Source organism: Candidimonas humi (assembly GCF_019166065.1).
Lineage (GTDB): Bacteria > Pseudomonadota > Gammaproteobacteria > Burkholderiales > Burkholderiaceae_B > Candidimonas > Candidimonas humi.
On the sequence record NZ_JAHTBN010000011.1, the window covers coordinates 50409 to 77346 of the forward strand.

General features: G+C 65.2%; 25 protein-coding genes. 14 read left to right on the forward strand and 11 right to left on the reverse strand.

What is annotated here, in order from left to right:
- Positions 1–127: 127 nt before the first annotated feature.
- The gene (locus tag KVP10_RS18495) at positions 128–1495 is read right to left on the reverse strand and encodes an MmgE/PrpD family protein (protein WP_217966214.1); all 1368 of its coding nucleotides are present in this window, start codon (positions 1493–1495) and stop codon (positions 128–130) included.
- Positions 1496–1701: 206 nt separating this feature from the next.
- Positions 1702–2415 carry an IclR family transcriptional regulator gene (locus tag KVP10_RS18500; protein ID WP_217966215.1) on the reverse strand — a complete coding sequence of 238 codons (714 nt, stop codon included), beginning with the start codon at positions 2413–2415 and terminating at the stop codon, positions 1702–1704.
- Positions 2416–2579: 164 nt separating this feature from the next.
- Here KVP10_RS18500 and KVP10_RS18505 point away from each other — a divergent pair, with 164 nt between their 5' ends.
- From KVP10_RS18505 to KVP10_RS18515, 3 genes are read left to right on the forward strand one after another with little or no spacing between them, the layout of a single operon-like run.
- Positions 2580–4007, forward strand: a complete 1428-nt coding sequence (locus KVP10_RS18505) for an FAD-binding oxidoreductase (RefSeq protein WP_217966216.1) — start codon at positions 2580–2582, stop codon at positions 4005–4007.
- A 23-nt stretch (positions 4008–4030) separates the two neighbouring features.
- Positions 4031–5401 carry an adenylosuccinate lyase gene (purB, locus tag KVP10_RS18510; RefSeq protein ID WP_217966217.1) on the forward strand — a complete coding sequence of 457 codons (1371 nt, stop codon included), beginning with the start codon at positions 4031–4033 and terminating at the stop codon, positions 5399–5401.
- Positions 5402–5425: 24 nt separating this feature from the next.
- Positions 5426–6310 (forward strand): sulfurtransferase, encoded by an 885-nt coding sequence (locus KVP10_RS18515; RefSeq protein WP_246600834.1) that lies wholly within the window; start codon positions 5426–5428, stop codon positions 6308–6310.
- Between the two features lie 41 nt (positions 6311–6351).
- On the opposite strand, the gene KVP10_RS18520 is transcribed toward KVP10_RS18515, so the two are convergent.
- Entirely contained in the window at positions 6352–7593 is a 1242-nt protein-coding gene (locus KVP10_RS18520) for an NAD(P)/FAD-dependent oxidoreductase (protein ID WP_217966218.1), read from the reverse strand.
- A gap of 95 nt (positions 7594–7688) precedes the next feature.
- Complete coding sequence (locus tag KVP10_RS18525) at positions 7689–8483, reverse strand: IclR family transcriptional regulator (RefSeq protein WP_217966219.1); 795 nt, start codon at positions 8481–8483, stop codon at positions 7689–7691.
- A 204-nt stretch (positions 8484–8687) separates the two neighbouring features.
- On the opposite strand from KVP10_RS18525, the gene KVP10_RS18530 reads away from it, so the two are divergent.
- The 7 genes from KVP10_RS18530 (at position 8688) to KVP10_RS18560 (ending at position 15328) form a co-directional block, all read left to right on the forward strand.
- Positions 8688–9419, forward strand: coding sequence for an RraA family protein (locus tag KVP10_RS18530; RefSeq protein WP_217966220.1), 732 nt, complete (start codon positions 8688–8690; stop codon positions 9417–9419).
- A 51-nt stretch (positions 9420–9470) separates the two neighbouring features.
- Positions 9471–10370, forward strand: coding sequence for an SMP-30/gluconolactonase/LRE family protein (locus KVP10_RS18535; protein WP_217966221.1), 900 nt, complete (start codon positions 9471–9473; stop codon positions 10368–10370).
- 78 nt (positions 10371–10448) lie between these two features.
- A complete protein-coding gene (locus tag KVP10_RS18540) occupies positions 10449–11405 on the forward strand; it encodes a Bug family tripartite tricarboxylate transporter substrate binding protein (RefSeq protein WP_217966222.1) in 957 nt (318 codons plus the stop codon).
- 10 nt (positions 11406–11415) lie between these two features.
- The gene (locus KVP10_RS18545) at positions 11416–12369 is read left to right on the forward strand and encodes a 2-hydroxyacid dehydrogenase (RefSeq protein ID WP_217966223.1); all 954 of its coding nucleotides are present in this window, start codon (positions 11416–11418) and stop codon (positions 12367–12369) included.
- A gap of 80 nt (positions 12370–12449) precedes the next feature.
- Positions 12450–12767: an NIPSNAP family protein gene (locus KVP10_RS18550; protein ID WP_217966224.1), complete on the forward strand. Its 318-nt coding sequence runs from the start codon at positions 12450–12452 to the stop codon at positions 12765–12767.
- Between the two features lie 157 nt (positions 12768–12924).
- A complete protein-coding gene (locus tag KVP10_RS18555) occupies positions 12925–14619 on the forward strand; it encodes a thiamine pyrophosphate-binding protein (RefSeq protein ID WP_217966225.1) in 1695 nt (564 codons plus the stop codon).
- 1 nt (position 14620) lies between these two features.
- A complete protein-coding gene (locus KVP10_RS18560; RefSeq protein ID WP_217966226.1) occupies positions 14621–15328 on the forward strand; it encodes a GntR family transcriptional regulator in 708 nt (235 codons plus the stop codon).
- Between the two features lie 112 nt (positions 15329–15440).
- Here KVP10_RS18560 and KVP10_RS18565 read toward each other — a convergent pair whose 3' ends face one another.
- Positions 15441–16961 carry a DNA recombination protein RmuC gene (locus tag KVP10_RS18565; RefSeq protein WP_217966227.1) on the reverse strand — a complete coding sequence of 507 codons (1521 nt, stop codon included), beginning with the start codon at positions 16959–16961 and terminating at the stop codon, positions 15441–15443.
- Positions 16962–17271: 310 nt separating this feature from the next.
- Here KVP10_RS18565 and KVP10_RS18570 point away from each other — a divergent pair, with 310 nt between their 5' ends.
- On the forward strand, positions 17272–18264 hold the full coding sequence (locus KVP10_RS18570; protein WP_217966228.1) for a Bug family tripartite tricarboxylate transporter substrate binding protein: 993 nt from the start codon (positions 17272–17274) through the stop codon (positions 18262–18264).
- A gap of 109 nt (positions 18265–18373) precedes the next feature.
- On the opposite strand, the gene KVP10_RS18575 is transcribed toward KVP10_RS18570, so the two are convergent.
- From KVP10_RS18575 to KVP10_RS18585, 3 genes are all read right to left on the reverse strand, one after another.
- Entirely contained in the window at positions 18374–19564 is a 1191-nt protein-coding gene (locus KVP10_RS18575; RefSeq protein WP_217966229.1) for a CMD domain-containing protein, read from the reverse strand.
- 94 nt (positions 19565–19658) lie between these two features.
- Positions 19659–21083, reverse strand: coding sequence for an NAD(P)-binding domain-containing protein (locus KVP10_RS18580; protein ID WP_217966230.1), 1425 nt, complete (start codon positions 21081–21083; stop codon positions 19659–19661).
- Complete coding sequence (locus KVP10_RS18585) at positions 21080–22162, reverse strand: LysR family transcriptional regulator (protein WP_217966231.1); 1083 nt, start codon at positions 22160–22162, stop codon at positions 21080–21082. The genes KVP10_RS18580 and KVP10_RS18585 overlap by 4 nt, the downstream gene beginning before the upstream one ends.
- 199 nt (positions 22163–22361) lie before the next feature.
- Between KVP10_RS18585 and KVP10_RS18590 the strand changes: the two genes are divergently transcribed.
- Together KVP10_RS18590 and KVP10_RS18595 are read left to right on the forward strand one after the other, a co-directional pair.
- A complete protein-coding gene (locus tag KVP10_RS18590) occupies positions 22362–22655 on the forward strand; it encodes an antitoxin of toxin-antitoxin stability system (protein WP_217966232.1) in 294 nt (97 codons plus the stop codon).
- Positions 22652–22948 carry a type II toxin-antitoxin system RelE/ParE family toxin gene (locus tag KVP10_RS18595; protein ID WP_217966233.1) on the forward strand — a complete coding sequence of 99 codons (297 nt, stop codon included), beginning with the start codon at positions 22652–22654 and terminating at the stop codon, positions 22946–22948. Before KVP10_RS18590 ends, KVP10_RS18595 begins: the two co-directional genes overlap by 4 nt.
- Here KVP10_RS18595 and prpF read toward each other — a convergent pair.
- Together prpF and KVP10_RS18605 are read right to left on the reverse strand one after the other, a co-directional pair.
- Positions 22945–24126: a 2-methylaconitate cis-trans isomerase PrpF gene (prpF, locus tag KVP10_RS18600; RefSeq protein ID WP_217966234.1), complete on the reverse strand. Its 1182-nt coding sequence runs from the start codon at positions 24124–24126 to the stop codon at positions 22945–22947. The genes KVP10_RS18595 and prpF overlap by 4 nt on opposite strands.
- Positions 24127–24263: 137 nt before the next feature.
- Positions 24264–25103 carry an aldo/keto reductase gene (locus tag KVP10_RS18605; protein WP_217966235.1) on the reverse strand — a complete coding sequence of 280 codons (840 nt, stop codon included), beginning with the start codon at positions 25101–25103 and terminating at the stop codon, positions 24264–24266.
- A 174-nt stretch (positions 25104–25277) separates the two neighbouring features.
- Here KVP10_RS18605 and panB point away from each other — a divergent pair, with 174 nt between their 5' ends.
- Positions 25278–26099: a 3-methyl-2-oxobutanoate hydroxymethyltransferase gene (gene panB / locus KVP10_RS18610; protein ID WP_217966236.1), complete on the forward strand. Its 822-nt coding sequence runs from the start codon at positions 25278–25280 to the stop codon at positions 26097–26099.
- A gap of 101 nt (positions 26100–26200) precedes the next feature.
- Here the strand turns inward: panB and KVP10_RS18615 are convergent, their stop codons facing one another.
- Positions 26201–26905: a GntR family transcriptional regulator gene (locus tag KVP10_RS18615; RefSeq protein ID WP_217966237.1), complete on the reverse strand. Its 705-nt coding sequence runs from the start codon at positions 26903–26905 to the stop codon at positions 26201–26203.
- Positions 26906–26938: the final 33 nt, after the last annotated feature.

The window sequence follows — 26938 nt, forward strand, 5'->3', positions numbered from 1 at the left end:
TGAAAACCAGGGCTGACAATAACGCTATTTTCAGGAATCTCGGCATATGTCTCCAGTAATGCACTGCACTCTCCTTTTTTGCGAAATTCAGTGGAAGCCGGATTAAAGGCGCCACGATCGGGGGTTGCTATCGATATACAAAGGCGGGTGGCGGCACGAGTTCTCGCGCATCATCCGCAAGCGCCTGCTCCGAGCACCAGGATGCGATCTCTCGAGCCCGCTGCTCCGTCAGCGTGGGCGCGAAGCTTTGCATTCTTGCCACCATCTGATCCCAATCCAGCGGATCTTCCGGGTCGCCTCGGCGGATTTCCTGAGTTGCGGTCAGCACTTGCCCATTCTTCATGGTGATGATTACCGTGCAGGGGCGACGCTGCGGATAGGCGGAGGCATATTTCGGCTCGGCATGCACGCTTATGCGCGCCGCCAGCTCGTTCAAGCCGCTGCGATTGAAATCGGGCGCCTCGACTTCTTTTATGCCCAGTTGCCGAGTCAAGAGCAGGATCGCCACGCAATAGCGTGCCGAAAAGCAAGTCTCGGACGGCTTGCTCGGCCAGTCCACGCAGGCGATACGCAAGGCCTGCGGGAATATGGATACGACTACCGATGCGATATGCGCCGGATCGATCGCATGGCGTTCGATCAATGCGGCGGTGGCGCCTATGGGCGTGAACAACTGTGCGCATGCGGGCCAGGGCTTGCTGGTCGTGGTATTTATCAGTTCATCCAGCCCCAGGTCTTCGTCGAGCCGCTGGAGCGGGCCATTGCCGTGCAGCAATGCGTGCATGCCCCTGGGGCCCGTCATGAATGCGCGCGCCCCCGGATACCCCGACTGCGCCGCGTATGCGGCAGTCATGCCGTTGCGAACCGCCATGGCCGGATGCAATACCTTGGAATCCTGGGCGCCGTCGTCCATGAATTGCCATAGGCCGGCCGCCTGCGTTGCGGCTATGCCCAGGGCATCATGCAGCGTTTCGGCATTCGAGCCCAGCGCCACGGCGGACGCTGCCGCGGCGCCCAGGGTTCCCGCGGTGGCGGTGGCGTGGAATTTCGTGGAGTGCTCGGCACCCAGGGCCTCCCCGGCCCTGATCGCCATCTCGTATCCCGCCGCGATGGCAGCCGTGAAGCGGCGCCGGGTCATGCGCACAGTGCCGGCCATGGCCAATACCGGGGAAATTGCGACAATCCCCGGATGCAGCATCGCCGTACGATGCGCGTCGTCTATTTCGCGCAAATGCGCGATCCCTGCATTGCAGAACGCCGCGCCCAGCGGCGTCAGCCACAGGTCCGCGCCAAAGACCGGCGCGGACGCATCGCCCGGAAACAGCATCCGGGACAAGCCCCGCAAGCGCTCGGCCCCCTTCATCGCGGCGCCGGACCAGCCGGCAGTGAACCAGTCCAGCAACGCCAGGGCAACGCGATGCCGTGTCCTTGCAGAGAATTCTCCTTGCTCCAGCGAAGCAAGATATCCACACAGCGCGCTTTCCCGAGTTGCCATAGTGATATTTTATTTAATGAAATTTATTTCATTTAATGAATTTACTATGACACAAGTTTTCTCCGAATGCAATCGGAAGCAGCAGTGCTCGGGAAATTTGGGCGCCCGGAAATCCGGCAGGCAGGCCGATCCGCCTTACCTGGACATAAATCCACCAGCCGCAGCGGTGCGGCGGCTATCCGCCAGCCGGCGGACGATGAGCCGGCTCAGGCAGCAGTACGAGGGCGCGATGAAAACCCGTGTTCTTCCAGCAAGCTGACCGCGATGCCCGCGGCTTGTACTTGTTCTTCCGTGGTCTGCCGGTTCAGGATGCCGGTGATCTGTATGGCGCCCAGCAAGGCGCCATCGTGCTCGGAAATCGGCACCGACACAGAGGTAAGTTCGGGCGATCTTTCGGCGCGCGTAATCGCATAGCCCTTCGCCAGCACGTCATCCGTGATCGGGCTGCTGCGATCCGTGTAGGCACGCAACACATGGGACGCCGAGCCTCCCTCGGACAAAGGAACGCGCGTGCCTACCTCGAAGACATAGCGGACGTCGCGGGAGACATTTTCCCGATACAGGCATACGCGCTGATCGCCCTCGCGGATATAAAACGCCACGCTCTCCTGGGTCTGTTCCATGATCTTGCGCAGCACCGGCTGCACGCGCTGGCCCAGGTCGAAAGTCGTGCGATACAGCGCCCCCAGGCGCAAGAATTTGTGCCCCGGAGCATACCGTCCGTCGAGGCCGCGCTGCACATAGCCATACTCGACAAAAGTGTTCAGCAGCCTGGAAAGAGTCGCCTTGTCCAGGCCCGTCATTGCCGCCAGCTCGCGCAAATGCAGGTGCAAATTCTGCTCAGAGAAGCATTCGAGGATTACCAGTCCGCGAGCTAATACCCCGGAAGGCGGATTGGGCGCTGGCGCGGCTTTGGGCATAGGCTTGTTACTCCATTTTCGGTTCGACCATCCAGGCCATTGGCGTCAATTTCCCTTGACACCCACATGGCGACACGCTACCTTATATTTTATTCAAAGAAACGTATTTCATTAAATAAAATTATTGCGGTTCAACCTCTTTCGCGACTTTCCCGCACACCACCATGCGATCCGATGACTTATTCACGAGCCTGGAAACCATTGTCGGCCCCGGCGGCATACTTACAAGCACAGCCGACACAGCCGCCTATAACCTGGAACACCGGGGCAATTTCCCCGGCCGCGCGCTCGCAGTCGTCCGGCCCCGGACTACGGCCGAGGTCAGCGCGGTAATCAAGGCTTGTGCCCATGCACGTACGCCCATCATTCCCCAAGGCGGCAATACCGGGCTGGTCGGAGGCTCGACCCCGGATGATTCGGGGCAGGAAGTCGTGCTGAGCCTCGAACGCATGAGACGAATTCGGCAAGTCAACCCGCTGGACAACACCATAACAGTTGAATCGGGCTGCATCCTGCAAAGTGTACAAGAAGCCGCAACAGCCCATGGCCGGATGTTCCCCCTGACCTTGGGTTCCGAAGGCAGCGCGACCATAGGCGGCAATCTGTCGACCAATGCCGGCGGCGACCAGGTCATACGCTACGGCAATACGCGCGAGCAGGCGCTGGGCCTGGAAGTCGTATTGGCCGACGGCAGCATACTGAACGGCCTTTCCCCCCTGCGCAAGGACAATTCGGGCTACGACCTCAAGCATTTATTCATAGGCGGCGAAGGCACGCTGGGCGTGATCACGGCCGCGACGCTGAAGCTCTACCCTTTGCTGCGCCAGCAAGCCACGGCCTGGATCGCCGTACAAGATGCGCGCCAGGCGGTGGCGCTGCTGGCGCGCCTGCGCGATGTCCTGGGCGATCGCATCACGGCATTCGAGATCATGGCCAGGGCCACGGTGGACCTGGTGCTCAGGCATTTTCCGGATTTGCAGGAGCCTCTGCCCGGATCCAGGCCATGGATACTGCTGGTGGACGTATCCGACACATCCGTTCGATATCCGCTGCAGGAAGAATTCCAACTGGCACTGGCCGAAAGCATGGAGCAAGGGCTGATTCTGGACGCCGCCGTGGCTTCGTCCGAGCGCCAGTCCCAAACCATGTGGCAGATACGCGCGAGCATCCCCGAAGCCCAACGCAAGGAAGGGCCATCGCTCAAGCACGATATTTCCGTGCCTATCCCCCGCATCGCGGATTTCATCGACGCCACGGTCCCGAAGATGAGCGCCATCGTGCCCGGCATCCAGTGCATCACCTTCGGGCACGTCGGCGACGGCAACCTGCATTTCAACCAGAGCATGCCTCCCGGGATGGCCAAGGAAAGCTTTCTCGCCCAGGCCGATGCAATCCACGACCTGGTGCACGAGACGGCAGCGCATATGCAAGGTTCTATTTCGGCCGAGCATGGAATCGGCCGCCAGAAGCAGGAAATTTTCATGCACTACAAAGACCCGGTAGCGATATCGGCCATGTACCGGATCAAGGCTGCCCTGGATCCGGAAAATCTGTTCAACCCAGGCCGCTTGCTGCCCCTGCGCAACTCCTGATAAAGGCCCACGAGGAATCACACATGACGTCTTCTGTCTTTGACTCGATAACGATGCAGCATCTCTGGAGCACAGACGAGCTGCGGCAAATTTTTTCGGAAGAAAACAAAGTCCAGAAATGGCTCGACTTTGAAACCGCTGTGGCGCAAGCGCAAGCGTCCCTGGGCATCATTCCGCAAGACGCCGCCGATGCGATTGCGGCGAACGCCCGCGTCGAGAAAATCGATATCCCCCTCATGGCTGCGGAGATGCGGCGCATCAAGCATTCCCTGGTTCCGATGCTCAAGCAATTGATCGCACATTGCGGCAGTCATGGCCAATGGGTGCATTACGGGCCGACCACCCAGGACGTGCTCGACACCGGCACCGTCCTGCAACTGAAAGAAGCGCATGCCGTGTTTTTACGCGACCTGAAGGCCTGCGGCAAGGAACTGGCCAGGCTGGCGGAAAAATATCGCGACACCCCCATGGTGGGGCGCACTCACGGGGTGCAAGCGCTTCCCATCACTTTCGGCCATAAATGCGCCATCTGGCTGGATGAACTTGCACGCCACCATGAACGCATGCGGCAAGTCGAGCCGCGCCTGTTCGTCGGCATGCTGGTGGGCGCGGTGGGCACGCAGGCGTCTCTGGGCGAGCACGCCCGGCTCCTCGAAGAGCGGACCTGCGAGGCCCTCGGCCTGGGTGTGCCGAACATCAGTTGGGGCCCGGCGCGCGACCGCTTTGCCGAATATGCCAATGTGCTGGGCATGCTGGGCGCGACACTGTCCAAGATAGGAAACGAGCTGCGCAATCTGCAGCGCAATGAATTTTCCGAAGTGGAAGAAGGCTTTTCCGAGGGCAAGCTGGGTTCGTCCACCATGCCGCACAAGCGCAACCCCACCTCTTCCGAAAACATAGCGGGGCTGTCCCGGGCGCTGCGCTACAACGCCGCCATGATGACCGAAGCCATGCTACAGGAACATGAACGAGACGGCATCGCCTGGAAGACCGAATGGAAGGCCCTGCCCGAATGCTGCCTGATTGCCGGCGCCCTGCTGCTGCAGTCCCGGAATCTGTTTGCGGGCCTGCGGGTCGACGCCGATGCCATGGCGGCGAACCTGAACAAGATGGGCGGATATCTGCTGTCCGAGCGCGTCATGCTGGAATTGGGGAAAAAGATCGGGAAAGACCACGCTCACGAATGGATCTACGAGGCATCGATGCATGGCATCGAAAACAAGCTGGATTTCAAGACCGCCATCAGCAAGCACCCGAAAATCGTGGAGGTGCTGTCCGACGCGGAAATCACGGACTACACCGACCCGATCAACTATCTCGGCCAGACTGGGGCCAGTATCGACCGCACGCTGGCCATACAAAAGTCCAGCGGCTGGATGGAAGATGCAGCATGACATCGCCGCATGAATAAACCTCCCATGACTTCTCGCACTGAAAACGCCATGAACCTTCCTCCCTTGATCAGCGTCGCCGAGCTGGCCCGGCAACTGGCCGGCCCGCAATCCGACATGCTTGTTTGCGACTGCCGCTTCGAATTGGCCAAGCCCCAGGCAGGCCGCCAGAGCTACGAGCACGGCCACATTCCGGGCGCGCACTATATGGACCTGAACACGGACCTGAGCGATCTGGGCGCACCGGACCAGGGGCGCCATCCATTGCCGGACCGCGAAACTTTTGCGCGAACCATGCGAGGCATCGGAGCCAATGACTCCACCCTGATCGTTGCCTACGACGCCGGCGACGGCATGTTCGCCGCAAGGCTCTGGTGGCTGCTGCGATGGATAGGCCACGGCAAGGTACAGGTGCTGGACGGTGGCCTGCAGGCATGGCGGGCGGGCGGCCATGGCACCAGCGCCAACCCGCCGCCGGCCCGGCCCCAAGGCCGGTTGCAGGCCAAGCCGCCATTGACGACGGTCGTAAGCCACGAGCAAGTGCTGGAGAATATCGGCTCGAAAGCACGCCTGGTCATCGACGCCCGCAGCCCCGACCGCTATCGAGGCGAGAACGAAACAATAGACCCCGTCGGGGGCCACATCCCCGGGGCGCACAACCGCCACTTCAAGGACAATCTGACTGCCGACGGCCTGTTCAAAGAACCCAAGCAATTAGTGGCGGAGTTTTCCGCCCTGATGCAAGGGCGCGCCGCCGACGAGGTCGTCAGCCAATGCGGCTCGGGCGTGACCGCATGCCACAACCTGCTCGCCATGGAAGTCGCGGGCATTGCGGGCGCGGCCCTTTATCCGGGATCGTGGAGCCAATGGTGCCGCAAGCCCGGCATGCCCGTTGCCACCGGAACAGACTAGGGCCTGTCGACACCAAGGCAGCACACCACGCGTTATGGCGTCTACGCATCCGCGACTTCGGCGCTGCCGGCCAGCATGGGCGGCGGCGCCTGGATGACGGGCGCGGCCGCGGCATAGATATCGGCGCGGTTGCCGTTGCGCGGCGGATAGATGCGCTGGCCGTTGATGAGCCGTTTGGTGCGCTTGGCCGACTGGCCCTGGTCGGCCAGCTTGCGGTCCCAGCCTTCGGTGTACACCGCGCCCCACGGGCCCAGGTCCAATATCGTGGTGTACCAATCGATGCGCAAGGGCAGCAGCGGCGCCCCCATCAGGTCTGCCGCCGCATTGTGCCCCGCATAGCGGCCCATGGGCCGGCCGTGCTGGCAAGACATCACGGACTCGTGCGCGCCGTCGACCAGCGCATGGGCGCAGTCGCCGGCCGCGAACACGCCGGGCACGCCTTGCACGCGCATGAATTCATCCACCTGTACGCGGCCCAGCGCATCGCGCGGCGCAGGGATTTTTTCCATCAGGGGATGCGCCCGCATGCCGCCGCACCAAGCCAGCGTCGCGGCCTCGATGCGGCGGCCGTCGGTAAGCCGCACGCCCTGGGCATCGGCCTCGAGCACGCTGGTGCCCGGCAATGTTTCCACCCCCAGCGCGCCCAGCGCCTGCGCGATGACAGGCTGGGCGCCGCCCATGGCCTGGGCGATCACGGCGCTGCGATCGGCCAGCAGCACCCGCACTTTGTCGGCGTGGGCCGCGCCGGCGATCTTGCGCAGGCGGCCCGGCAGTTCGCAGGCCAGTTCTATGCCCGTCAGGCCCGCCCCGACCACCAGCACCGTCCAGGCGCCGGGTTCATCGGCACGCTCGGCCAGCCCGGCCAGGTGCCGTTCCAGGCGCCGGGCGCCTTCGTATGTATCCACGTCGAAGGCGTAATCGGCCAGCCCCGGTATGGGCGGGTGCACGAGGCGGCTGCCCAAGGCCAGCACCAGGCGGTCGTACCGCAGTTTGCGCCGCGCGCCATTCTCTTGCACTTCGACCTCGCGGGCAGCAGTGTCGATGTCCTGCACGGCGCCGACGATCCAGCGCACGCCCGCCGGGTCCAGCACTTCGCCAAGAGGCACGCGGGTCACGTCGAGGTCGGCTTCATAGTTGCGCACGCGTATGGAGTGATAGCCGGTGGCATTGACGACCATGACCTCGGCCCGCGCGGCCGCCCCCAGTTCGTCCAGTTCGCGGGCCGCGCCCAGGGCGCTCCATAAGCCGGCGAAGCCGGCACCCAATACGAGTATGCGCTGCATGGCTGTTTCCTCGGGAAACGCCCGGAAAGAAATGAGGCGGTCGTGCCGGGGCGCCGCGGCCGCGAATTTATTGTAGTCCGGGCCTGCGCGGCGGTTCAGCGATGCGCCACCGCGGCGTATTCGTCCGCGATGCGCGCGGCCAGCACGTGCAAGTTCGCGGCGCATTCGGCCTCGCGCTCTTCGGGCATGGCTGCCGCCGGAAAGGCCCGCGCCAGGCTGCCGATGAGGCGTTTTTCTTCGGGCAGCAATATCGGCACGCCCACGCCCATCACGAAGGGCGTGATCTGGCCGCGGCTGGTGGCAAAGCCCGTGCGGCGTATCGCCGCCATCTTTTGGCGGAATTCGTCCCAGCTCGCGCCCAGCCCCGCAGCCTCGATATCCTTGGCCGAGCGCAGGTAGGTCTGGCGGATGCGGTGCGCCGAGAGGTAGGGCAGCATGGCCAGCGACGCCGCGCCCTGGAACAACGAAAAAGGTATGCCGCGCGCGCGCCGTATGGTCATGTGCTGGCTGCCGTGCTGCAGCACGTCCGGCCCGACCTTGTAGATGCACAGGACCTTGTCGTCGTAGAGATTGTGCAGCAGCAGCGCGCTGCTTTCCGAACGCTCGCCGTCCAGCACCTTGCGCCCCGCGCGATAGAGCGGATCGGTGAGTTCCATCAGGCGCTCGAGTTCGACGATGCGCGGGCCCAGGCTGTAGGTGCCCGTCGAGGCGGGCGCCACCAGGCCGGCATCGCACAATTCCTTGATATAGCGGTAGGCGGTGGAACGCGTGTAGCCCATGTGCGCCATGATGTCTTCGACGGCCACCAGCGGCACGGCGATGGAAAACATCCCGAGGATGTCCAGCGCTCGGCTGAGGGTGGAAGAAGACTCTCTGGGAGCTGGTGTCATGGACGGCTGTTTTGTGGCTACCCTGGGAATTGTATAGGGTCATGCGCGGATCCGCACATCGGGAACCCATGCACGGCTGGGCGTTCTTTTTCTAATTCTAATGGATAATCCCATTTATCAGGATAATTTACATTACCTATATAATGGGATATTATTCTCTTTCTTACAACCACCGCAATATCTATCCTGTGTTCCAGGTAAGCCATGACCAATAAAAAACTCACGGGCCGAGTGCCGCCGGAGGCCATACGCCGCATGGATTTGCCGCGGCTGCAGCCGGAACTATTGCAGCGCTATGCCCGCATAGACGACCTGACCGGCGCCCTGTCGGACGCCATGGACAATCTCGGCCTGTGCGGCGCCATCCCGGCTTGCGTACTGGCGCCCACGCTGCCGGGCAAGCGCATGGTTGGCCAGGCCGTCACCGTGCGCAATGTCGAGCGCAGCGAAACCCCCATGCACGCCGCCGCCTCGGGCAAGGGCCGCATGGGCGAACATGAAGCCTACAACCTGTCCGAGCCCGGCGACGTCGTGGTCATCGAAGGCCTGGCGGGCATTTCCAATATGGGCGGCCAGTCCGCCACCCTGGCGCACCGCAGCGGCTGCGCCGGGGCCGTCATAGACGGCTCGTTCCGCGACCCGGACGCCTCGCGCGGGCTGGGCTTCCCCATCTGGTCGCGCGGGGTCACGCCCATTACCGGCAAGTGGCGCCTGCAAACCGTGGAAATCAACGGCCGGGTGCGCATCGCCGGCATATCGGTGGACGCGGGCGACCTGGTCGCCGCCGACGAGGCCGGCATCGTATTCGTGCCTTACGCCCACGCCGAAGCCGTGCTGGCCGAGGCCGAGAAAATCGACTCCGGCGACCGCCGCCAGAAGACGGACATCGCCTCCGGCGTCGACCTTGCCACCCTCGCGGCGACCCGCTACAAGTAGCAAGCCGATCGAACACCCCTACCGTCATCGACAGCCCCGGGAAGACCCGACATGCAGATAGAAACCCACGTCTCCATCGATACTGTCGCGCACAGCGCCGACATCCTCGGCGAAGTGCCTTTGTGGTGCGAACGCAGCCAGCGCCTGTGGTGGGTGGACGTGCGCCGCCCCGCCCTGCAGCACTATGAACCCGCAAGCGGCCGGCATGCCGCGCAGCGCCTCTACCCCGGCCTGGACACCGTGGGGTCCATCGCCCTGCGCGAGGCTGGCGGTTTCGTGCTGGCTACGGGCTCGGGCATCTATCTGTACGATCCCGCCAGCGGCGAGCCGGCGCTGCGCATTGCCCACCCCGAAGAAGGCAAGCCCGGCATGCGCCTGAACGACGGCAAGTGCGACCGGCGCGGCAGGTTCTGGGTCGGCAGCATGCACGACACGAAGCGCGAACCCCTGGGCACGCTGTACCGTCTCGACCCCGACCACGGCTGCCGCGCCATGCTCGACGGCTTCGTCCTGCCCAATGCCATTTCCTGGAGCCCGGACGATCGCCACATGTATTTCGCCGACACCCACAACCAAGTGATCTGGGTGTTCGACTACGACATCGACGACGGCGCCATCAGCAACCGGCGCGTCTTCAAGGACTGGACCCACCAGGCCGGACGCCCGGACGGCGCGACGGTAGACGCCGAAGGCTACGTCTGGAACTGCATGGTGGCCACCGGCCACCTGGTGCGCCTGGCGCCGGACGGCCGCGTGGATCGCGTCATCCAGTTGCCGGTGACCAACCCCACCTGCCCCGCGTTCGGCGGCCCCGGACTCGACACCCTGTACATCACCAGCCATTCACAACGCTTTTCCGCGGAACAGCAGGCCCGCGAGCCCCTGGCCGGCGCGCTGCTGGCGCTGCAGGTCGGCGTGCGGGGCCTGCCCGAACCGCGCTACGGCGGCTGAAGAACCCGGCCGCGATGCGCGCCCCCTCGGCCTGGCATCGACGGCCACACTACAAAACAAGGACGGAGACCACTCATCATGCATAAACTCATCCTGCGCTCCCTGCTGGGCGCCTGCGCGGCCCTGGCCATCGGCCCCGCCGCGCACGCCGCCGAAACCGTCAAGCTGATCGTGCCTTTTTCGGCCGGCGGCCCCACCGACCAGATCGCCCGCATCATCGCGCCTGGCCTTAGCGACGCGCTGGGCAAGAACGTGATTGTCGATAACCGCGGCGGCGCCGGCGGCGTCATCGGCGATGCGCTCGCGGCCAAGGCGCCGGCCGACGGCAACACCCTGCTGCTGACGACTTCCAGCCTGGTGATCACGGCCGGCACCACGCCCAACCTGCCCTACAACCCGCGCACGGCCTTCGACCCCATTTATCTGCTGGGCAAGGTACAGACCATGCTGGCGGTGCGCCCCTCGCTGGGCGTGAACACGCTGGCCGAACTGGTCGCCAAGGCCAAGGCGACGCCCAAGGGGCTGAATTACGGCTCCACGGGCGTGGGCGGCACCATGCAGATCGGCGCCGAACTCTTCCGCCATGCGGCGCATGTGCCGCTAGTGCATATCCCGTATCGCGGCGCGGCGCCGGCGCTGGTGGCGCTGATGGGCGGGCAGGTAGACCTGGTCAATGCCGACGTACCGGTGCTGCTGCCCTACATCAAGCAGGGCCGCATCAAGGGCCTGGTCATCTATGACACCAAACGGTCTTCGCTGCTGCCCGACATCCCCGACGCGGTCGAAGCCGGCATGCCCGGGCTGCAGATGAGCAACTGGTACGGCGTGCTCGCGCCCGCGGGCACCCCGGCCGCGACGCGCAAGAAGATCGAAGATGCCCTGGCCAAGGTCGTGCATCAACCGGACGTTGCCGCCAAACTGGCCGCCGCGGGCTTCACCGACCCGATGGGAGCCGCGCCCTTCAAGGCCATGCTGGCGAGCGATTTCGATCGATGGCTGCCCTGGCTCAAGAAAATGGGCATCCACACCAACTGAACTGATGACCATGCCGACCACGCCAGCCACCGCACGCCGCCTGCTGCAGATAGGCCCATTGCCCGCCGGGCTTGAAACGGCGCTGCAGCAGCGCTACCAAGTGCATCCGCTCTGGCAAGAGCCCGACCGCAGCGCCTTCCTGGCGCGCACGGCAGGCAGCTTCGACGGCGCGGTCACCATGTCGCGCCATGGATGCACGGCCGATATTTTCGAATCGCTGGGCAAAGGGGTGGTCGCCTGCTTCGGCGTAGGCTTCGAGGGCCTCGACCTGCAAGCCGCCGCGCGGCATGGCGTGCAGGTCAGTACCACGCCCGACGTGCTCAACGATTGCGTGGCCGACTGCGCGTTCGGCCTGATCCTGGCCAGCGCCCGCGGGCTGGTGGCCGCCGACCGCCATGTGCAGCAGGGCCGCTGGCCCGCCGGCCCGTTTCCCCTGGCGACCCGCGTCAGCGGCAAGCACCTGGGCATCGTCGGCCTGGGCCGCATCGGCGCGGCCATCGCCCGGCGCGCCTCGGGCTTCGACATGCCGGTGCGCTATCACGGCCGCAAGCCGCAACCCGAGGCGCCCTATGGCTACGAACCCGGCCTGATCGAACTGGCGCGCTGGGCCGACTTCCTGGTCGTGGCCTGCCGCGGCGGCGCCGAGACCCGCCACCTGATCAACGCCCCCGTGCTGCGCGCGCTGGGGCCGCAGGGCTTCCTGATCAATATCGCACGCGGCAGCGTGGTCGACGAGCAGGCGCTGGCGCAGGCCATCGCCCAAGAACAGATCGGCGGCGCGGGCCTGGACGTCTACGAACATGAACCCCAGGTTCACGAAGGCCTGCTCGGCCGCGACAACGTCGTGGTGCTGCCTCATGTCGCGGCCACCACGCGCGAAACCCGCAACGCCATGGAACAACTGGTACTGGACAACCTGCAAGCCTACTTCGCCACCGGCAAGGTGCTGACCCCGCCGGCCTGAACCGGCCATCCAACCCCCCGGACTGTCACGGCCGGCAATCCGGCAGGCCGGCGCCCCGCCCCCACCGACACGCGCAACTCATGATCTTCGAACACCGCACCTACACCGTCGCCCATGGCCAGATGGAAAGCTATCTGGCCCGCTACGAACAATTTGCCCTGCCGCTGCAGATGCAGCACCTGGGCCGCCTGCTGGGGTTTTTCGTCAGCGAGATCGGGCCGCTGAACCAGGTGCTGCACATCTGGGTCTACGACGATATGGCCGACCGCGAGCGGCGCCGCGCGGCGCTGGACGCCGACCCCGCCTGGCACGAATTCAAGCGCATCAACCGCGGCACCTTCGTAGCCCAGGAAGTGAAGATCATGCGCGCCGCGCCTTTCTGCCCGCAACACGTCTGAAGCGCAAGAGCCAGCGGCGGCCTTCGCAACTGCGGGTTATCCCCGAGCCCGCATTCCTGTCGGGATTTGTTTTTTGCATGTATCGTTGTATACATTGATGTTTACAACAACCCCGGCCAGGCCACGCAAGGCCGGCGCGACAGACAAGGAACACACCATGGCGAAGTTGACCGGCGCAGAAGCAGTCGTGCGCATGCTCGAGCTGAACGGCGTCAAGCACATATTCGGGCTATGCGGCGATACCAGCCTGCCGTTCTACGACGCACTGGCCCGGCTCGACCACGGCATGAGCCATATCCTGACCCGCGACGAGCGCAGCGCGGCCTATATGGCCGACGGCTACGCGCGGGTCACGGGCAAGGTCGGGGTCTGCGAAGGGCCCAGCGGCGGCGGCGCGACCTACCTGCTGCCGGGCCTGGTGGAAGCGAATGAGTCTTCCATCGCGGTGCTGGGCATCACCTCGGACGTGTCCGTGGGGGCCCGCGGCAAGTATCCGCTGACCGAGCTGGACCAGCAAAGCCTGTACCGGCCCCTGACCAAATGGAACACCACCATAGACCGCGCCGACCAGATCCCCGGGGCGATGCGCACGGCGTTTCGCGCAATGACCACGGGCCGTCCGGGCACGGCGCATATGTGCCTGCCTTATGACGTGCAAAAACACGAGGTCGATGCCAAGGACCTGTGGGCCCAGCCCGAGCACGGGCGTTTCCCGGCCATGCGCGCGGCCCCCGACCCCGCCGAGGTGGAACGCGCCGCGGACAGGCTGGTGGCGTCGCGGGCGCCGGTAATCATATGCGGGGGCGGGGTGGTCATCGCCGGTGCCTGCGCGGAGCTCGCCGACCTGGCCGGGATGCTGCGCGCCGCGGTGTGCACCACTGTCAGCGGCCAGGGCAGCCTGGCCGACACCCATCCGGCGAATGCGGGGGTGGTGGGTTCGAACGGCGGGGTCATGGCGACGCGCGACGTGGTGTCGGGCGCGGACCTGGTGCTGTTCATCGGCTGCCGGGCCGGCTCGACCACGACCGAGCAGTGGCGCTTCCCCTCCGCCGACACCACCATACTGCACATCGACTCGGATCCCATGGTGGTCGGCGCCAATTACCGCACCGAGGTCGGCATGGTGGGCGATGCGCTGCTGGCGCTGCGGGCGCTGAACCACGAGGTCCAGGCGCGCATCAGCCATCGTCCGGCCGATGCGGCCGACGGCTACCAGGCCGCGGCACGCGCCAGGCAAGCGAAGCTGGCGGCGTTCGAGCCGCTGGCGCACTGCGCCGACGCGCCGATCCGGCCCGAGCGGATCGTGGACGCGCTCAACCGGCTGCTGCCGCCGGACGCCATCGTGGTCGCCGATCCGGGCACGCCCTGCCCTTATTTCTCGGCCTACTTCAATCAATCGCAGCCGGGCCGGCATTTCATCACCAACCGGGCCCACGGCGCGCTGGGTTTCGCCATGTCGGCGGGCGTGGGCGCGAGCATAGGCCGCCCCGGCACGCGGGTGGCGGCCATCATGGGCGACGGCAGCTTCGGCTTCACGGTGGGCGAACTGGAAACCATCACCCGCTACAAGGTGCCGCTGCTGATGATCGTGATTTCCAATAGCGTGTACGGCTGGATCAAGGCCAGCCAGAAAGCCGGCTACGACCAGCGCTATTTCTCGGTAGACTTCAATCGCACCGATCATGCACTGGTGGCTCAGGCCTACGGAGTCAAGTCCTGGCGGGTGGAAGACCCGGCGCAACTGGACGCGGCCCTGAAGGCGGCGCTCGACCATGGCGGCCCCGCGCTGCTGGACATCATCGCCCAGCCCCTGCAGGATGCGGCCGCCCCCGTCAGCCAGTGGATGGGTTGAAATGACTGCCCCGACCCCGGCCCCGGCCGGCCGCGCAAGCGGCCGCAGCCGCAGCACCTCGTCCCAGGTTTACGAAAAACTCAGGGAAATGGTGATCCTGTACGACATCAAGCCCGGCGAAAGACTCAACGAGGTCGCCCTGGCCGAGAAGCTGGAAGTCAGCCGCACGCCGATCCGCGATGCGCTGAACCTGCTGGCCCGCGACGGCTTCCTGGAAGAGTCGGGACGCGGCTACGTGCGCCGCTCGCTCAACCTGAAAGAGACCCTGGATCTATACGAGGCGCGCGAGGCCATAGAAGTCGAGTGCCTCAGGCTGGCCGCGCAGCGCGCGACGCCCGCGCAACTGGACGAGGTCGAGGCGTTCCTGGCCCGCAGCCGCGAAACGCCGCAAGACTGCCCCGTGCTGGACCTGGTCGCGCTCGACGAACAATTCCACGACATGCTGGCCGAGCTGTCGGGAAACAGCGAGCTGCGGCGCATGCTCGACGAACTGAACGCGCGCATCCGCTTCGTACGCTGGATCAGCATGGAACAGATCGGGCGCGGCAAGACCCAGGCCGAGCATGCGGAAATCCTCGCCGCGCTGCGCGGCAAGGATCTCGAAGCGGCGCAAGCGCGCATGCGCAAGCACATTTCCCAGCGCACGCTGCAGATCAAGGAAGCCATTACCGCTGGCCTGGCCCGCATCTTCCTGGGCGACCAGGCCTAGTATCCTGCTTGCTTGGGCCGCATGGTTGCACCCATGCGCACCCACCCCGATTCAAGCCCGCCAGCCAGACAAACAGCGCATTCATGCAAAGCGCGGCGACCCGCGGCGCGGCCTAGGAATTCTTGTCGCGCGCAATGGCGGGCTGCTCGCCCACCACCAGATCCAGGCGCTCGGCCTCGTAGTCGCGATGCATGGGCTCGAGCTGCGGCAGGGCCTTGTTCGCCTTGGCCGAGAGCTCGCCGAACCGGACGACCTTGCCGTACAGGCCCTGCTGGCCGGCCACCGCGGTGACGGTGTCGTTGTAGTGCTGGCTGGCCGTGCCCAGGGTGGCGCCCAGGCGCTTGAGACGCTCGGCCACCAGGGCCACCTGGTTGTAGATCTCGCCGGCGCGGCCGCTGAGTTCTTGCGCCTGCTCGTTGCTGCGCGCCACCATCCACAGATTCGCCACGGTCTTGAGGATGGGCATCAGCGTGGTGTAGGACACCATGATGACGTTCCGCTGGTAGCCGTAGTTGAACAGTTCTTTGTTGTGCTTCAGGGCTTCTATATAGGCGGGTTCGATGGGCATGAACATCAGCACGAAGCTGGGGCTGCGCATGCCGATCAGGTTGCTGTAGTCCTTCTTGCCGAGATCGTCTATGTGATTGCGCACCGCCTTGACGTGGGCCTCGAGGGCGGCCTGGCGCTCAGGCTCGGTTTCGGCGGCAATGGCGCGGTCGTAGTCGACCAGCGACACCTTGCTGTCCAGCACCATATGCTTGCGGTCCGGCAGCTTGACGATGAAATCGGGCTGGCGTGCGTGGCCCTCGTGGTCCTGGAAGCGAGGCTGCGCCTCGTAGTGGTCGCCCTCGACCAGGCCGGCCTGCTGCAAGGCGTTCTCGAGCTGGATCTCGCCCCAGTTGCCGGCGGTCTTCTTGTCGCCCTTCAGGGCGCTGGCCAGGGTATTGGCCTCGGTGCTCATGCGCACGCCTATGTCCAGCACCTGCCGGATCTGCGCGCCCAGCGAGGCATTGCCCCGCACCGCCTCGTCGTGCACCTGGTTGACGCGCTGCTGGAAACCCTGGATCTGCTCGCGAAACGGCTTGAGCAGCGCGTCCAGCGACTGTTGGCTGCTGGCCGTGAAGCTGCGGCCTTTTTCTTCGAGGATCTGGTTGGCCAGGTTCTGGAATTCGGTCTTGAGCTGCTGGCGCGCCTGCTCGAGCGAGCGGCGGCCGTCTTCCACCGCGGCGAGCTTTTCCTGGTGCGTGACGCGCAACTCGGCCAGTTCCTTGTCCAGCGCCGCGGCGCGCTCGCCAGCAGCCTGCAGGGCCTGTTCCCGCGCGCCCAGGCTGGCCTGGGTTTCGTCCAGGCGCTGGCGCAGCCCCTCGGCCTCGGTCTCGAAACGGGCACTCAGGCGCTCGATCCGCAGGCGCTCGCCGTCGAGCTCGGCATACCGGCCGCGCGCCTGTTCCAGTTCGGCACGCAGGCCGGCAAGCTGTTCGTCGCGCTGGGAGGCCGAGCTCTGCGCCAGCAGCAGTTGTGCGCGCATGGCGGCCAGGGCGCGGCGCGTGTACAGGGCTACCACGCCGGCCCCTACGAGCAGGGCCAGCAGCGCCAGCAATGCGGCGGTGAGCACGGGAATGTCTTGATTCATGCAGTTTTCCTGGGTCGGCCGCATGCGCGGCATTGCGCCGGGTGCGGCAAAGATGCCTGGGCACGGAAACGCGCGGCATGCGTAGCGGCGAGATGTCTGGTGCCTATCATATAGTAGTCGGGCGCAAGGAAAATGCCGCCGCCGGCATGCCGCGATGCAAGTTGCCGATAGCTCTGATGGACAAGGGGAATTGCTTCATATATATATGAAATTATCGTCTATCAAACGGCCCTTACATAGCTCACAGAATGATAAATTGAAAGGCCGGCTCAGCCGTAAAACACCAAACCAACTACAACAGGATCCCATCATGCGTATCACGCGTCGTTCCTTCGTCGGCCTGCTCGCTTCCGCGACGCTGGCCTGTGGCTATACCTCCGGCGCCCAGGCCAGCGACTGGCCATCGGCGCACAAGCCCGTGTACATCATCGTGCCAGCGCCCGGGGGCGGCGGCACCGCGGATACCATCTCGCGCCTGATCGCCGACCAGCTCGGCAAGAAGCTGCACGGGAATTTCGTCATCGACAGCCACGGCGGGGCCAATGGCTCCATCGGCGCGGGCCTGGCCGCCTCGGCGCCGCCCGACGGCAGCAAGCTGCTGTTCTCCTGGGCCGGCACGCTGGCGGTCAATCCCAGCCTGTACAAGAAGCTGCCCTACGACCCGCAGAAAAGCTTCGATCCCATCGGCCTGGTGGCCGACGTGCCCAACATCCTGGTAGTCAACAACGAACTGCCCATCCACAACCTGGCCGACTTCATCAAGTACGCCAAGGCCAATCCCGGCAAGGTGAACTTCGGCTCCACCGGCAACGGCAGCTCCATGCACCTGGCGGGCGAACTCTTCATGCGCGAGACCGGCACCAAGATGGTCCATGTGCCCTACAATTCGCCCAGCCAGGGCACCACCGACCTGATCTCCGGCCAGATCCAGTGCATGTTCCAGTTGATCCCCGGCATCATCGGCCAGATCCAGGGCCACAAGGTGCGTCCCATCGGCGTGATGTCCACGCAGCGCTCGCCCTCGCTGCCCGAGGTGCCCACCATGGCCGAACAGGGCTATCCCGACCTGCTGTCTTCCACCTGGTTCGCGCTGCTCGCCCCCAAGGGCACGCCCAAGGACATCATCGAGCGCACCAACAAGGCGCTCAACGAAATCCTGAAAGACCCGGAAGTAAAGAAGAAGCTGGCCGCCATGGGCGCCTCCACGCTGGGCGGCACCCCCGAAGACCTCAGCAAGCACATGGCCGCGGAACTGCAGAAGTGGCACAAGGTCGTGACCGAGGCCCATATACAGATCCAGTAATGCCCGCCATCTCCGCGCACGCCGCAGGCCGCGGCCCGCGCGGACGGCAGAAAGCCAGCGCCCCTTTCGGAGCGCCGGCTTTGTTTTGCGCTATCGGGCCTGCGCCTCGTCAGGCCGCCGGGAACACCGGCTCGCCCAGGTTCAGCATCAGGCGGTTGGCCCAGCCGAAGATCGCCACGGCGTGGATCAGGTCCAGGATCTCGGCATCTTTCAGGCCCACGCCCTTCAGCGCCCGGATGGCCTGAGCCCCAAGGCCGGACGGGTTTTCGGTCATCTGCACGGCGAAGTGCGCAACGGCGCGCTCGCGCTCGGTGGTGCCGGCGCTGCGCGGATCGTCGAAGACCTGCTGCACGGTGTCATTGCGCTTGGCCAGTTGCTCGAAGCGCTGCGCGTGCACCGAGGCGCAATAGACGCAGCCATTGATGCGCGACACCGTCAGGGCGCCCAGTTCGCGGTCGGCCCGCGCCAGGCCGCCCGGCGCGTACATGATGGCGTTATAGGCCTCGGAACGCTGCTTGAGCACTTCCGGCTGGTGGGCCAGGAAACGGTAATAGTCGGATTGCTTGGCCTTGGGATGGCTGATCTCCAGCACTTCCAGTTGCGCGGGGGTGGCGCGATCCAGGTCGACCACGTCCAGCCAGGCCTTCCATTCCAGGGTTTCGTTGGTGAAGCCATGGCTCTTGACGGGCTTGCCGGCGGGGGTGCCGTCGCGCTGGGGCGCGACGGGCGAAATATCCGCCTGGGGCGGCACCGCTGCCGAAGCGGCGCTCGTCGCGGCGCCCTGCTCTTCGGCCTGCATGGCCTGCAGGCCCGCGACCGATCGCAACTGGTACGACAGGAACGCCACCAACTGCGCCAGCGACACGATGTCCGGCGTGGCGATGCCGGCGGCCTGCAGCGCCTTGAGCGCGGCCGCGTCGCCCTCGACGGGTTTTTCGATCAGCTTGCGGGTAAAGACCAGCATGGCGCGCAGCCGCGCCGGTTCGATGGCATCGATGCGGCCGGCCTGCAAGGCTTCGGCCAGCGCGGCGCCGCCCTCCTGGGCGATCAGGGCCTGGCGATAATGCTCCCCCAGGGCCTCGGCCTTGGACAGCACGCAGGCGCAATAAGCCACGGCCAGCCTGTCCCGCAAGGACAGCTCGCCGAGCTCGGGCCCGAAGAACAAGTCGTAGCTTTTCTGCGTGGCCACCGCCACCTTGTCGCGCGCATGCCGCGTCGCATGCAGCGCCGTGCCCGGCTGCAGGCCGACGATCCCGTCGATCACGTCGGCGCCGGCCTGTGGGTTTTCCGTAGTCACCATGTTCCTTCCTTTATTCAAGCTTCTTTATTCAAACTTCAAACGGGGCCGCGCCGGCCCCTGATCCGCGTATGCCGGTGTAGATGGCCCGTCCCTGTCAGGCGGCCTTCCATTCGTCGCCGTATACCTCGGGCTCGCTGAACGCCCGCATGGTCTCGTACTGCTGCTGGACGCTTTCCTGGTACAGCAGCCCGACGATGCCGCGCCCCAGGCGTTCGGCGCCATCGCTGATGGCGGGAATGTCGCCCGACACCTGGCCATGGACCAAGGTGGCCGGATAGCAGAAACAGTGCACACGCGACAGGCCCGGCAGGTCGTGCCCCGGCTTGGGCAGGAATTCGAAGGCGGGCCCCACATCGGGGGAATTCATCAGTTCCACGTCTTCCTGGCCGGCGGCCGGCTGGTAGCGGTCGCTCCAGACGCGGATGTGCGGCGCGATCGCGGCATATTCGGGCCGGCCGTTCAGATCGATCATGAAACCCGTCGACAGGATCAGGAAATCCAGCTCGAAGGTCTTGCGAGGGGTGCGCACCTGCAGGTGGCCGTCGGCTTCCCGTACCGACAGTACCGGGCTGTCCAGGTTGAAACGGGCGTTGTCGTGGCGCGAGACGCGCAGCGTGCTGCCGCGCGGAGGCGGCACCTGCTGTTCGTTGATGTAGTGGCGGATGCGCCATTTCCAGTCGTCGGGCAGCGCGACATAGCCATGGGTGAAGCCCGGGCTGCCCGCGCCCTTGCCCTTGTTGATGCGCGGGATGTCGGCACGGCGTATCAGCAGGTCGACGCTGGCCGCGCCGTTTTCCAGCGCGGTGGCCGCGCTGTCCATGGCCGAAGCGCCGGCGCCCACCACGCCCACCCGCAAGCCGCGCAGGCGGCCGTAGTCCATGTCGTCGGAAGAATGCGCCCAGTAGCGCCGCGGCACATCGCGCATGAATGCCGGCACATAGGCGCCGCCCAGGCCTGCGCGGCCGGTGGCCAGCACCACGCGGCGCGCATATATGGTCTGCGGGCCTTCGGGGGCATCGATGCGCAGCTCTACATAGTCCGCATGCGGCAGGATCTGGCGCACGCGGTGCTCGTTGCGGATATCCACGTTCATCACGCGCCGGTACCAGCGCAGGTAGTCCATCCATTGCAGGCGCGGAATCTTGTCGAGTTCTTCCCAGGCCTGCGTGCCGAATTGCGCTTCGAACCAGGCGCGGAAGGTCAGCGCGGGCAGGCCCAGCGCGGGGCCCGTGAGCTGCTTGGGCGAGCGCAGGGTTTCCATGCGCGCGATGGTGGCCCAGGGGCCTTCATAGCCCTTGGGCGCCTGGTCGAAGTTGCAGACCCCGATGCCCAGGTTCTTCAGCGCCACGGCGGCCGCCAGGCCCGCCATGCCGCCGCCGATGATAGCCACGTCCAGCGCCGGACGGCCATGGAATTCGGCGGGCGGCACCCAGCGCTTGGCCGGCAGCTCGAGCCAGGAGAGATCCTGGGCCAGGCGCGCTTCGAGCGCCTGGAGATTGGAAACGGGGTTGGCGGTCATAAGAGAGCGATGTCCTCGATGGCGGATTCGTAATGCGAGTTCAGCAGCGCGCGGTTGCGGCTCGCGCTGTTCAGGCGGAAGCCGGGAATGTGCGATTCGGCCTGGTTGCGCAGTGTTTCGATGAGCGCCGCAACGGCGGCGTCCGGCGCCTGGTCTTCATGCGTGATGACGCCCATGACGAAGGGCACGGCGGCGTCCGTGGGGCGCAGCACCACTCCGGGCAGCGGCATGCCGTAGCCGGTGAACGGCTCGACCAGCGCCACGCCCAGGCCGGCGCGCACCAGGGCCAGCGCATTGAGCGTGGAATTGGTTTCGATATGGCGCTGCACCGGCGCTGCGCCGCGCCCGAACAGGGCCGTGGACAGGCGATGGCGCAGGCGGTTGCGGCTGGGCATGGTGATGACGGGCATGTCGCGCAGTTCCGCGATGGCCACGCTGGGGCGCGCCGCCAGCGGATGCGATTCGGGCAGCGCCAGCACGCAGGGCGCCTCGCCCGACCAGTGCAGCCGGCAGCGGCGCAAGTCTATGGGCAGGCTGGTCAGGCCCAGCGCCGCCTGCCCCGTGGCAACCGCCCTGGCCACGTGCTCCGGAGCCAGGCTGTCGACATGGATCTTGCGGCCGGAAACGAAACCGGGCGCTGCACCGAAGCCGGACGCCGCTGCGGCATGCGTGGCATCTTTTCTTTCTGTATCCCCGACTGCCCCTGCCATCCCTGCGGCCCCGGCCCGCGCCGCCGATTCGGCCTCTGCCAGCGCGCCCGGCAGCAGCCCCGCGCCCAGCGCGTAGGTGGCAACGATTTTCAGCGGGCGCCCCCGCCCCTGGGCGATCTCGCGCGAACGCTGGTCGAGCTGCTGCAGGCCGGCCAGCACGTGCTGCATTTCTTCATGGAACTGGCGGCCTTGTTCGGTCAGCGTGACGGCCGGCCGCGTACGCTCGAAGAGCGTGAAGCCGAGCTCATGCTCGAGTTCCTGCACCTGGCGGCTGATGACAGGCTGGGACCGGTCGAGCAGGCGCCCGGCCGCGGTCACGCTGCCCGTGGACAGTACCGCGGCGAAGGCTTCGAGTTGCCGGATTTCCATGGTCTTGTATTCTTAAATAGCATTTAATTTGATGAATTATGCATTTTTAGAATTTTTTTGGCAAGCAAGGATACCGAAACTTTCAAGCTCTCGAATCTGGCACAAACGTGCCCACTACACATAGCTGCAGAGTATTTATATACTGGATACTAACGATATATAGACGTTATTAGTATCCAAGGTTATGCGGAGACCTGTCATGAGCAAAGAGGCTGTATTCACGATGAAGCTGGAACCGGAACTGCGCGACCAGCTTATGTCCGAGGCCGCACTTGAAGACAGGCCCGCATCGCAAATCGTTCGCGAGCTGATGCGTGATTACATCAGCCAACGCAAGCATGCGCGGGAATACGATGAGTTCTTGCGCCACAAGGTCGAACGCGCTCGCGTCTCGATGCGGGCAGGCAAAGGCATGCCTCAAGAGCAGCTTGAGGCTGAAGCCGCTGTCCGGCGAGCCGAGCTGCTGCGCCGTGCCGATGAGGCCGATTCGTGAGAGTCGTCTGGACGCCGGAGGCCAACCAGGATCGCCTAGACATACAGGACTACATCGCAGCCGATAGTCCGCGCGCCGCTGTAGACATGGACGAACTATTCCTCAGTTGCGCTGCACAGCTCGGAGCATTTCCAATGCTCGGCCGCCCCGGAAGGATCCCAGGCACCCGCGAGCTGGTCCCGCACGAAAGCTATCGACTCATATACGAGCTGGCAGAAGCCGACGACACAGTGTGGATACTGGCATTGGTACACACTGCGCGTCAGTGGCCTCCAGAGCGAGCAAGCAATTAGTCCAGCAATTCCTGCGGGACGTACACCCGGCCTTCCATCAGGCGCCGGGCGCTGCGGCTCATGGCGACTTTGGTCACGACCCAGTTGCCGCCCTCTTCGCGCGCTTCGGCCCCGACCCTGAGCACACCGGAGGGATGGCCGAAGCAGACGGCGCTGCGAGTGGCGCCCAGCACTTCGCTGACGACCGTGCCGGGAATCGCGGCGGCCGCGGCGATGCCGACCGCCCCGGTGCCGGTCATGGCGTGGTGCGGCTTGCCCATGGATATGATGCGCGCCAGCAAGTCTATGTCTTCGGCCCGCACCGCCTTGCCGCTGCTGGCGGTATAGGCCGCCGGCGCGGCGAAATACGCCACCTTCGGGGTGTGCTGCCTGTGGCTGGTGGCAAATTCGGCGCTTTCGGCCAGCCCCATGGCCACCGCCCCATGGGCGCGGATGGCCTCCAGGCGCGCCAGCAGCGCCGTATCCTTGGCCAGTTCGGCCGGCAGTTCGGTGCCCGTCAGGCCCAGGTCCGCCGCCGCAACAAATACGCCCGGATTGCCCGCATTGATGAGCGTCGCGCGCACCTTGCCCACGCCCGGCACGTCCAGTTCGTCGATCCGCTTGCCGGTGGGAAAAGTGGCCGACCCCGAGCCGTCGCCATCGCCCTCGTCCGCGCCCGGGTCGAGGAATTCCAGCGGGATCTCGGCCGCCGGGAACGTAACGCCGTCCAGCACGAAGTCGCCCAGTTCCTGCACCTCGCCGTCGCGCATCGGCACATGTGCCACGATCTTCTTGCCGATATTGGCCTGCCATATGGTGATGCGGGCCACGCCGTCGCGCGGCGCCTGCACCAGGCCGCGGTGTATGGCAAACGGCCCGACGGCCGAGGTGAGATTGCCGCAGTTGCCGCTCCAGTCGACCAGCGGCCTGTCGATCGACACCTGCCCGAACAGATAGTCGACGTCGCAACCGGGGCGCTCGCTCTTGCCGACAATCACCACCTTGCTGGTGCTGGAGACCGCGCCCCCCATGCCGTCGATCTGTTTTTCGTACGGGTCGGGGCTGCCCATCACGCGCAGCAGCACCGCGTCGCGCCTGGCGGCGTCGCGCGGCAGGTCTTCGGGCAGGAAGAATACGCCCTTGCTGGTGCCCCCGCGCATGTACAGGGCGGGAATGCTGGTCTGGCGTTGCGCAGTCATGTCGCGGGTGTCCTTGGAAAGCAGGTATGAAGAGACGGGAAATCCGTCGCTAATTAGAAAACACCGGCGCCCCGATCCGCAAGTCGTTGCGCCGGGCACGGGGTGTCCCTGGCACGGCGCGCCGGGCCCCGCGGCGGCTACTTGGGGGCGCCGAAGGTTTTCGGATCGGGACCGCTGCGGCCGTCGGCGCGGTCCAGCTCGGCGATGGCCGCCATGTCCTCGTCGTCCAGCGCAAAATCGTAGACCTGGAAGTTTTCGCGGATGCGAGCGGGCGTCACCGATTTGGGGATCACCATATTGCCCGACTGGATGTGCCAGCGGATCATCACTTGCGCCACCGTACGCTCGTGCTTGAGCGCGACAGCCTTGAGCACGGGGTCTTCCCATAGCGCGCCGCGTCCCAGCGGGCTCCAGGCCTGGGTCTGGATGCCGTGCTCGGCATGGAACTCGCGCAGCTCCGCCTGCTGGAAGCGCGGATGCAGTTCGATCTGGTTGACCACCGGCAACACGCCGGTCTCGTCCAGCAGGCGCTGCAAATGGCTGATATTGAAATTGGACACGCCGATGGAACGCGCGCGGCCTTCGTCGCGCAGGCCCAGCATGGCTTCCCAGGCCTGGACGTAGCGATCCTGCGCGGGCACCGGCCAATGGATCAGATACAGGTCCACGTAATCCAGGCCCAGGCGGTCCAAGCTTTCCTGGAAAGCCGCGGGCGTGCTGTCGTGTCCGTGGCGGTCATTCCACAGCTTGGTGGTGACGAACAGGTCTTCGCGCGCCATGCCCGAGCCCGCCAGGCCCAGCCCGACCCCTTTCTCGTTGCCGTAGATGGCCGCGGTATCGACCAGGCGATAACCTTCCTTCAGGGCCGTGCCGACCACCTGGGCGGTGATGTCGTCTTCGACCTGCCAGACGCCCAGCCCGAGCTGCGGCGCGCTGTGTCCATCATGAAACTTGACTGAGTTCTGCGTAAAAGGCATGGCGGGACTCCGATCTTTGCTGCGGACTGCGTGGAAACCAAGAGGCTGTCGATTGATTATACGTATGTTAAAAGAGCGTTTGCTGCAGTTGCACAATAACTCACACAATATCGCGATGCGCTACCCGGCGCCGCGGCCGCAGCGCGTCGCAACACGCACAGGGAGCACAGGAAAATGAGCGTACATGCCGAAGTCAAACGCATCAGCGTGCCGCAGTTGGCGGCATGCAAGGGGCAGCGCAGGCTCGCCTGCCTGACCGCCTACACGGCGCCGTTCGCGCGCCTGCTCGACGATTATCTGGACATGATATTGATAGGCGATTCCACCGCCATGGTGGGCTACGGCCTGCCCGATACATTGTCGATCACTATCGAGCAGATGGCCGCCCATGCGGCGGCGGTAGTGCGCTCGACCTCCAAGGCCTGCGTGATCGTCGACATGCCTTTCGGCAGCTACCAGGAATCGCCGCAGCAGGCCTACGCCAATGCGGCGCGGGCGCTGGCGGCCAGCGGCGCCGACGGCGTCAAGATGGAGGGCGGCGCGGTCATGGCCGAGACCACGCGCTTCCTGGTGGAGCGCGGCGTGCCGGTGCTGGCGCACGTGGGGCTCATGCCGCAGTATGTGCACACCATGGGCGGCTTCAAGGCCCAGGGCATGAACGATGCCGCGGCCGAACGAATCTTCCAGGACGTCCTGGCGCACCAGCAGGCCGGCGCCTTCGGCGTGGTGCTCGAGGGGGTGGCCGAAGCCCTGGCGCGGCGCATCACCCAGGAACTCGACATCCTGACCATAGGCATAGGCGCATCGCCCGCATGCGATGGGCAGATCCTGGTCACCGAGGACATCCTCGGCCTGAGCGGCCCGCGCATCCCCAAGTTCGCGCGCCAGTTCGCCGACGTGGGCGCGGTGATACGCGGTGCGGTCGAACAGTATGCCAACAGCGTGCGCGACGGCAGCTTCCCGGGGCTGGAAAACTGCTTCGGCGTGAAGAAGTGAAATTCCGGCGGGCGGCCCGTGCCATGGGCCTGTCGAGCGATCCACAAGCCGCGTCGATAGGCTATGGCTGCGAGTGACTGCAGGCTACGGAGCTGCAGTCTTTACAGCCACTCGCGCGCCGCCAGGTAGGATGCGTGCAACAAGGCCTTGGCTCGCAGTTCGGCCTGGTCCGGGTCGCGCGCGAGAACGGCTTCGCATATGCGCTGCCAATCCGCGGCGGACTCTCTGCGGCGTTGCACGGTCTTGAAGCTCAATGACTTGCCGCGCACCGAGATGCGCCAAAGAGCCTGGCTGCTCAGGCCTTCGTAGATGGTCGACAACTGTTTCCATCCCGCGTCCGACACCAGCAAGTGCTGCGCCTCGATCGAGGCCTTGGCATAAGCGGCGGGCGCGGTCGATTCTTTCTCGGCCAGTTGGCACAGCCGTTCGATATGGCCGGCAAAACGGGCTAATGTGGCATCGGAGCCTTTTTCCGCCACCATGCGCGCCGCAAGCCCCAACAACTGGGCGCGGATGCCGAAGATTTCTTCGACTTCGGCCGCGTCGATTACCTTGACGCGGGCTCCGTAGCGCGGCATGCGTTCTATCATTCCGCGCCGCTCGAGCGCGTTGATGGCTTCGCGGATGGTGGTGCGGCTGACCGCAAAACGCTCGGCCAGCATCTCTTCTTTGAGGCGTTCTCCGGGTTCGCATTCCCCCCCGTGTATCATTTCGGCGAGCTGGTCGGCGACCTGTTCCGGCAAAGACTTCGTCGCCCGTCCCAGAGGCAGGCGCTCATTGGCGGAAGAAGTCTGGCGATTGCTCATGGATGTTCACACGCGGCTTGAAGTGGGCGGCCC

Coding starts and splice junctions, on each gene's coding strand:
- KVP10_RS18495 (WP_217966214.1), bottom strand. CDS start 1,495: ATGGCAACTCGGGAAAGCGCGCTGTGTGGATATCTTGCTTCGCTGGAG.
- KVP10_RS18500 (WP_217966215.1), bottom strand. CDS start 2,415: ATGCCCAAAGCCGCGCCAGCGCCCAATCCGCCTTCCGGGGTATTAGCT.
- KVP10_RS18505 (WP_217966216.1), top strand. CDS start 2,580: ATGCGATCCGATGACTTATTCACGAGCCTGGAAACCATTGTCGGCCCC.
- purB (WP_217966217.1), top strand. CDS start 4,031: ATGACGTCTTCTGTCTTTGACTCGATAACGATGCAGCATCTCTGGAGC.
- KVP10_RS18515 (WP_246600834.1), top strand. CDS start 5,426: ATGACTTCTCGCACTGAAAACGCCATGAACCTTCCTCCCTTGATCAGC.
- KVP10_RS18520 (WP_217966218.1), bottom strand. CDS start 7,593: ATGCAGCGCATACTCGTATTGGGTGCCGGCTTCGCCGGCTTATGGAGC.
- KVP10_RS18525 (WP_217966219.1), bottom strand. CDS start 8,483: ATGACACCAGCTCCCAGAGAGTCTTCTTCCACCCTCAGCCGAGCGCTG.
- KVP10_RS18530 (WP_217966220.1), top strand. CDS start 8,688: ATGACCAATAAAAAACTCACGGGCCGAGTGCCGCCGGAGGCCATACGC.
- KVP10_RS18535 (WP_217966221.1), top strand. CDS start 9,471: ATGCAGATAGAAACCCACGTCTCCATCGATACTGTCGCGCACAGCGCC.
- KVP10_RS18540 (WP_217966222.1), top strand. CDS start 10,449: ATGCATAAACTCATCCTGCGCTCCCTGCTGGGCGCCTGCGCGGCCCTG.
- KVP10_RS18545 (WP_217966223.1), top strand. CDS start 11,416: ATGCCGACCACGCCAGCCACCGCACGCCGCCTGCTGCAGATAGGCCCA.
- KVP10_RS18550 (WP_217966224.1), top strand. CDS start 12,450: ATGATCTTCGAACACCGCACCTACACCGTCGCCCATGGCCAGATGGAA.
- KVP10_RS18555 (WP_217966225.1), top strand. CDS start 12,925: ATGGCGAAGTTGACCGGCGCAGAAGCAGTCGTGCGCATGCTCGAGCTG.
- KVP10_RS18560 (WP_217966226.1), top strand. CDS start 14,621: ATGACTGCCCCGACCCCGGCCCCGGCCGGCCGCGCAAGCGGCCGCAGC.
- KVP10_RS18565 (WP_217966227.1), bottom strand. CDS start 16,961: ATGAATCAAGACATTCCCGTGCTCACCGCCGCATTGCTGGCGCTGCTG.
- KVP10_RS18570 (WP_217966228.1), top strand. CDS start 17,272: ATGCGTATCACGCGTCGTTCCTTCGTCGGCCTGCTCGCTTCCGCGACG.
- KVP10_RS18575 (WP_217966229.1), bottom strand. CDS start 19,564: ATGGTGACTACGGAAAACCCACAGGCCGGCGCCGACGTGATCGACGGG.
- KVP10_RS18580 (WP_217966230.1), bottom strand. CDS start 21,083: ATGACCGCCAACCCCGTTTCCAATCTCCAGGCGCTCGAAGCGCGCCTG.
- KVP10_RS18585 (WP_217966231.1), bottom strand. CDS start 22,162: ATGGAAATCCGGCAACTCGAAGCCTTCGCCGCGGTACTGTCCACGGGC.
- KVP10_RS18590 (WP_217966232.1), top strand. CDS start 22,362: ATGAGCAAAGAGGCTGTATTCACGATGAAGCTGGAACCGGAACTGCGC.
- prpF (WP_217966234.1), bottom strand. CDS start 24,126: ATGACTGCGCAACGCCAGACCAGCATTCCCGCCCTGTACATGCGCGGG.
- KVP10_RS18605 (WP_217966235.1), bottom strand. CDS start 25,103: ATGCCTTTTACGCAGAACTCAGTCAAGTTTCATGATGGACACAGCGCG.
- panB (WP_217966236.1), top strand. CDS start 25,278: ATGAGCGTACATGCCGAAGTCAAACGCATCAGCGTGCCGCAGTTGGCG.
- KVP10_RS18615 (WP_217966237.1), bottom strand. CDS start 26,905: ATGAGCAATCGCCAGACTTCTTCCGCCAATGAGCGCCTGCCTCTGGGA.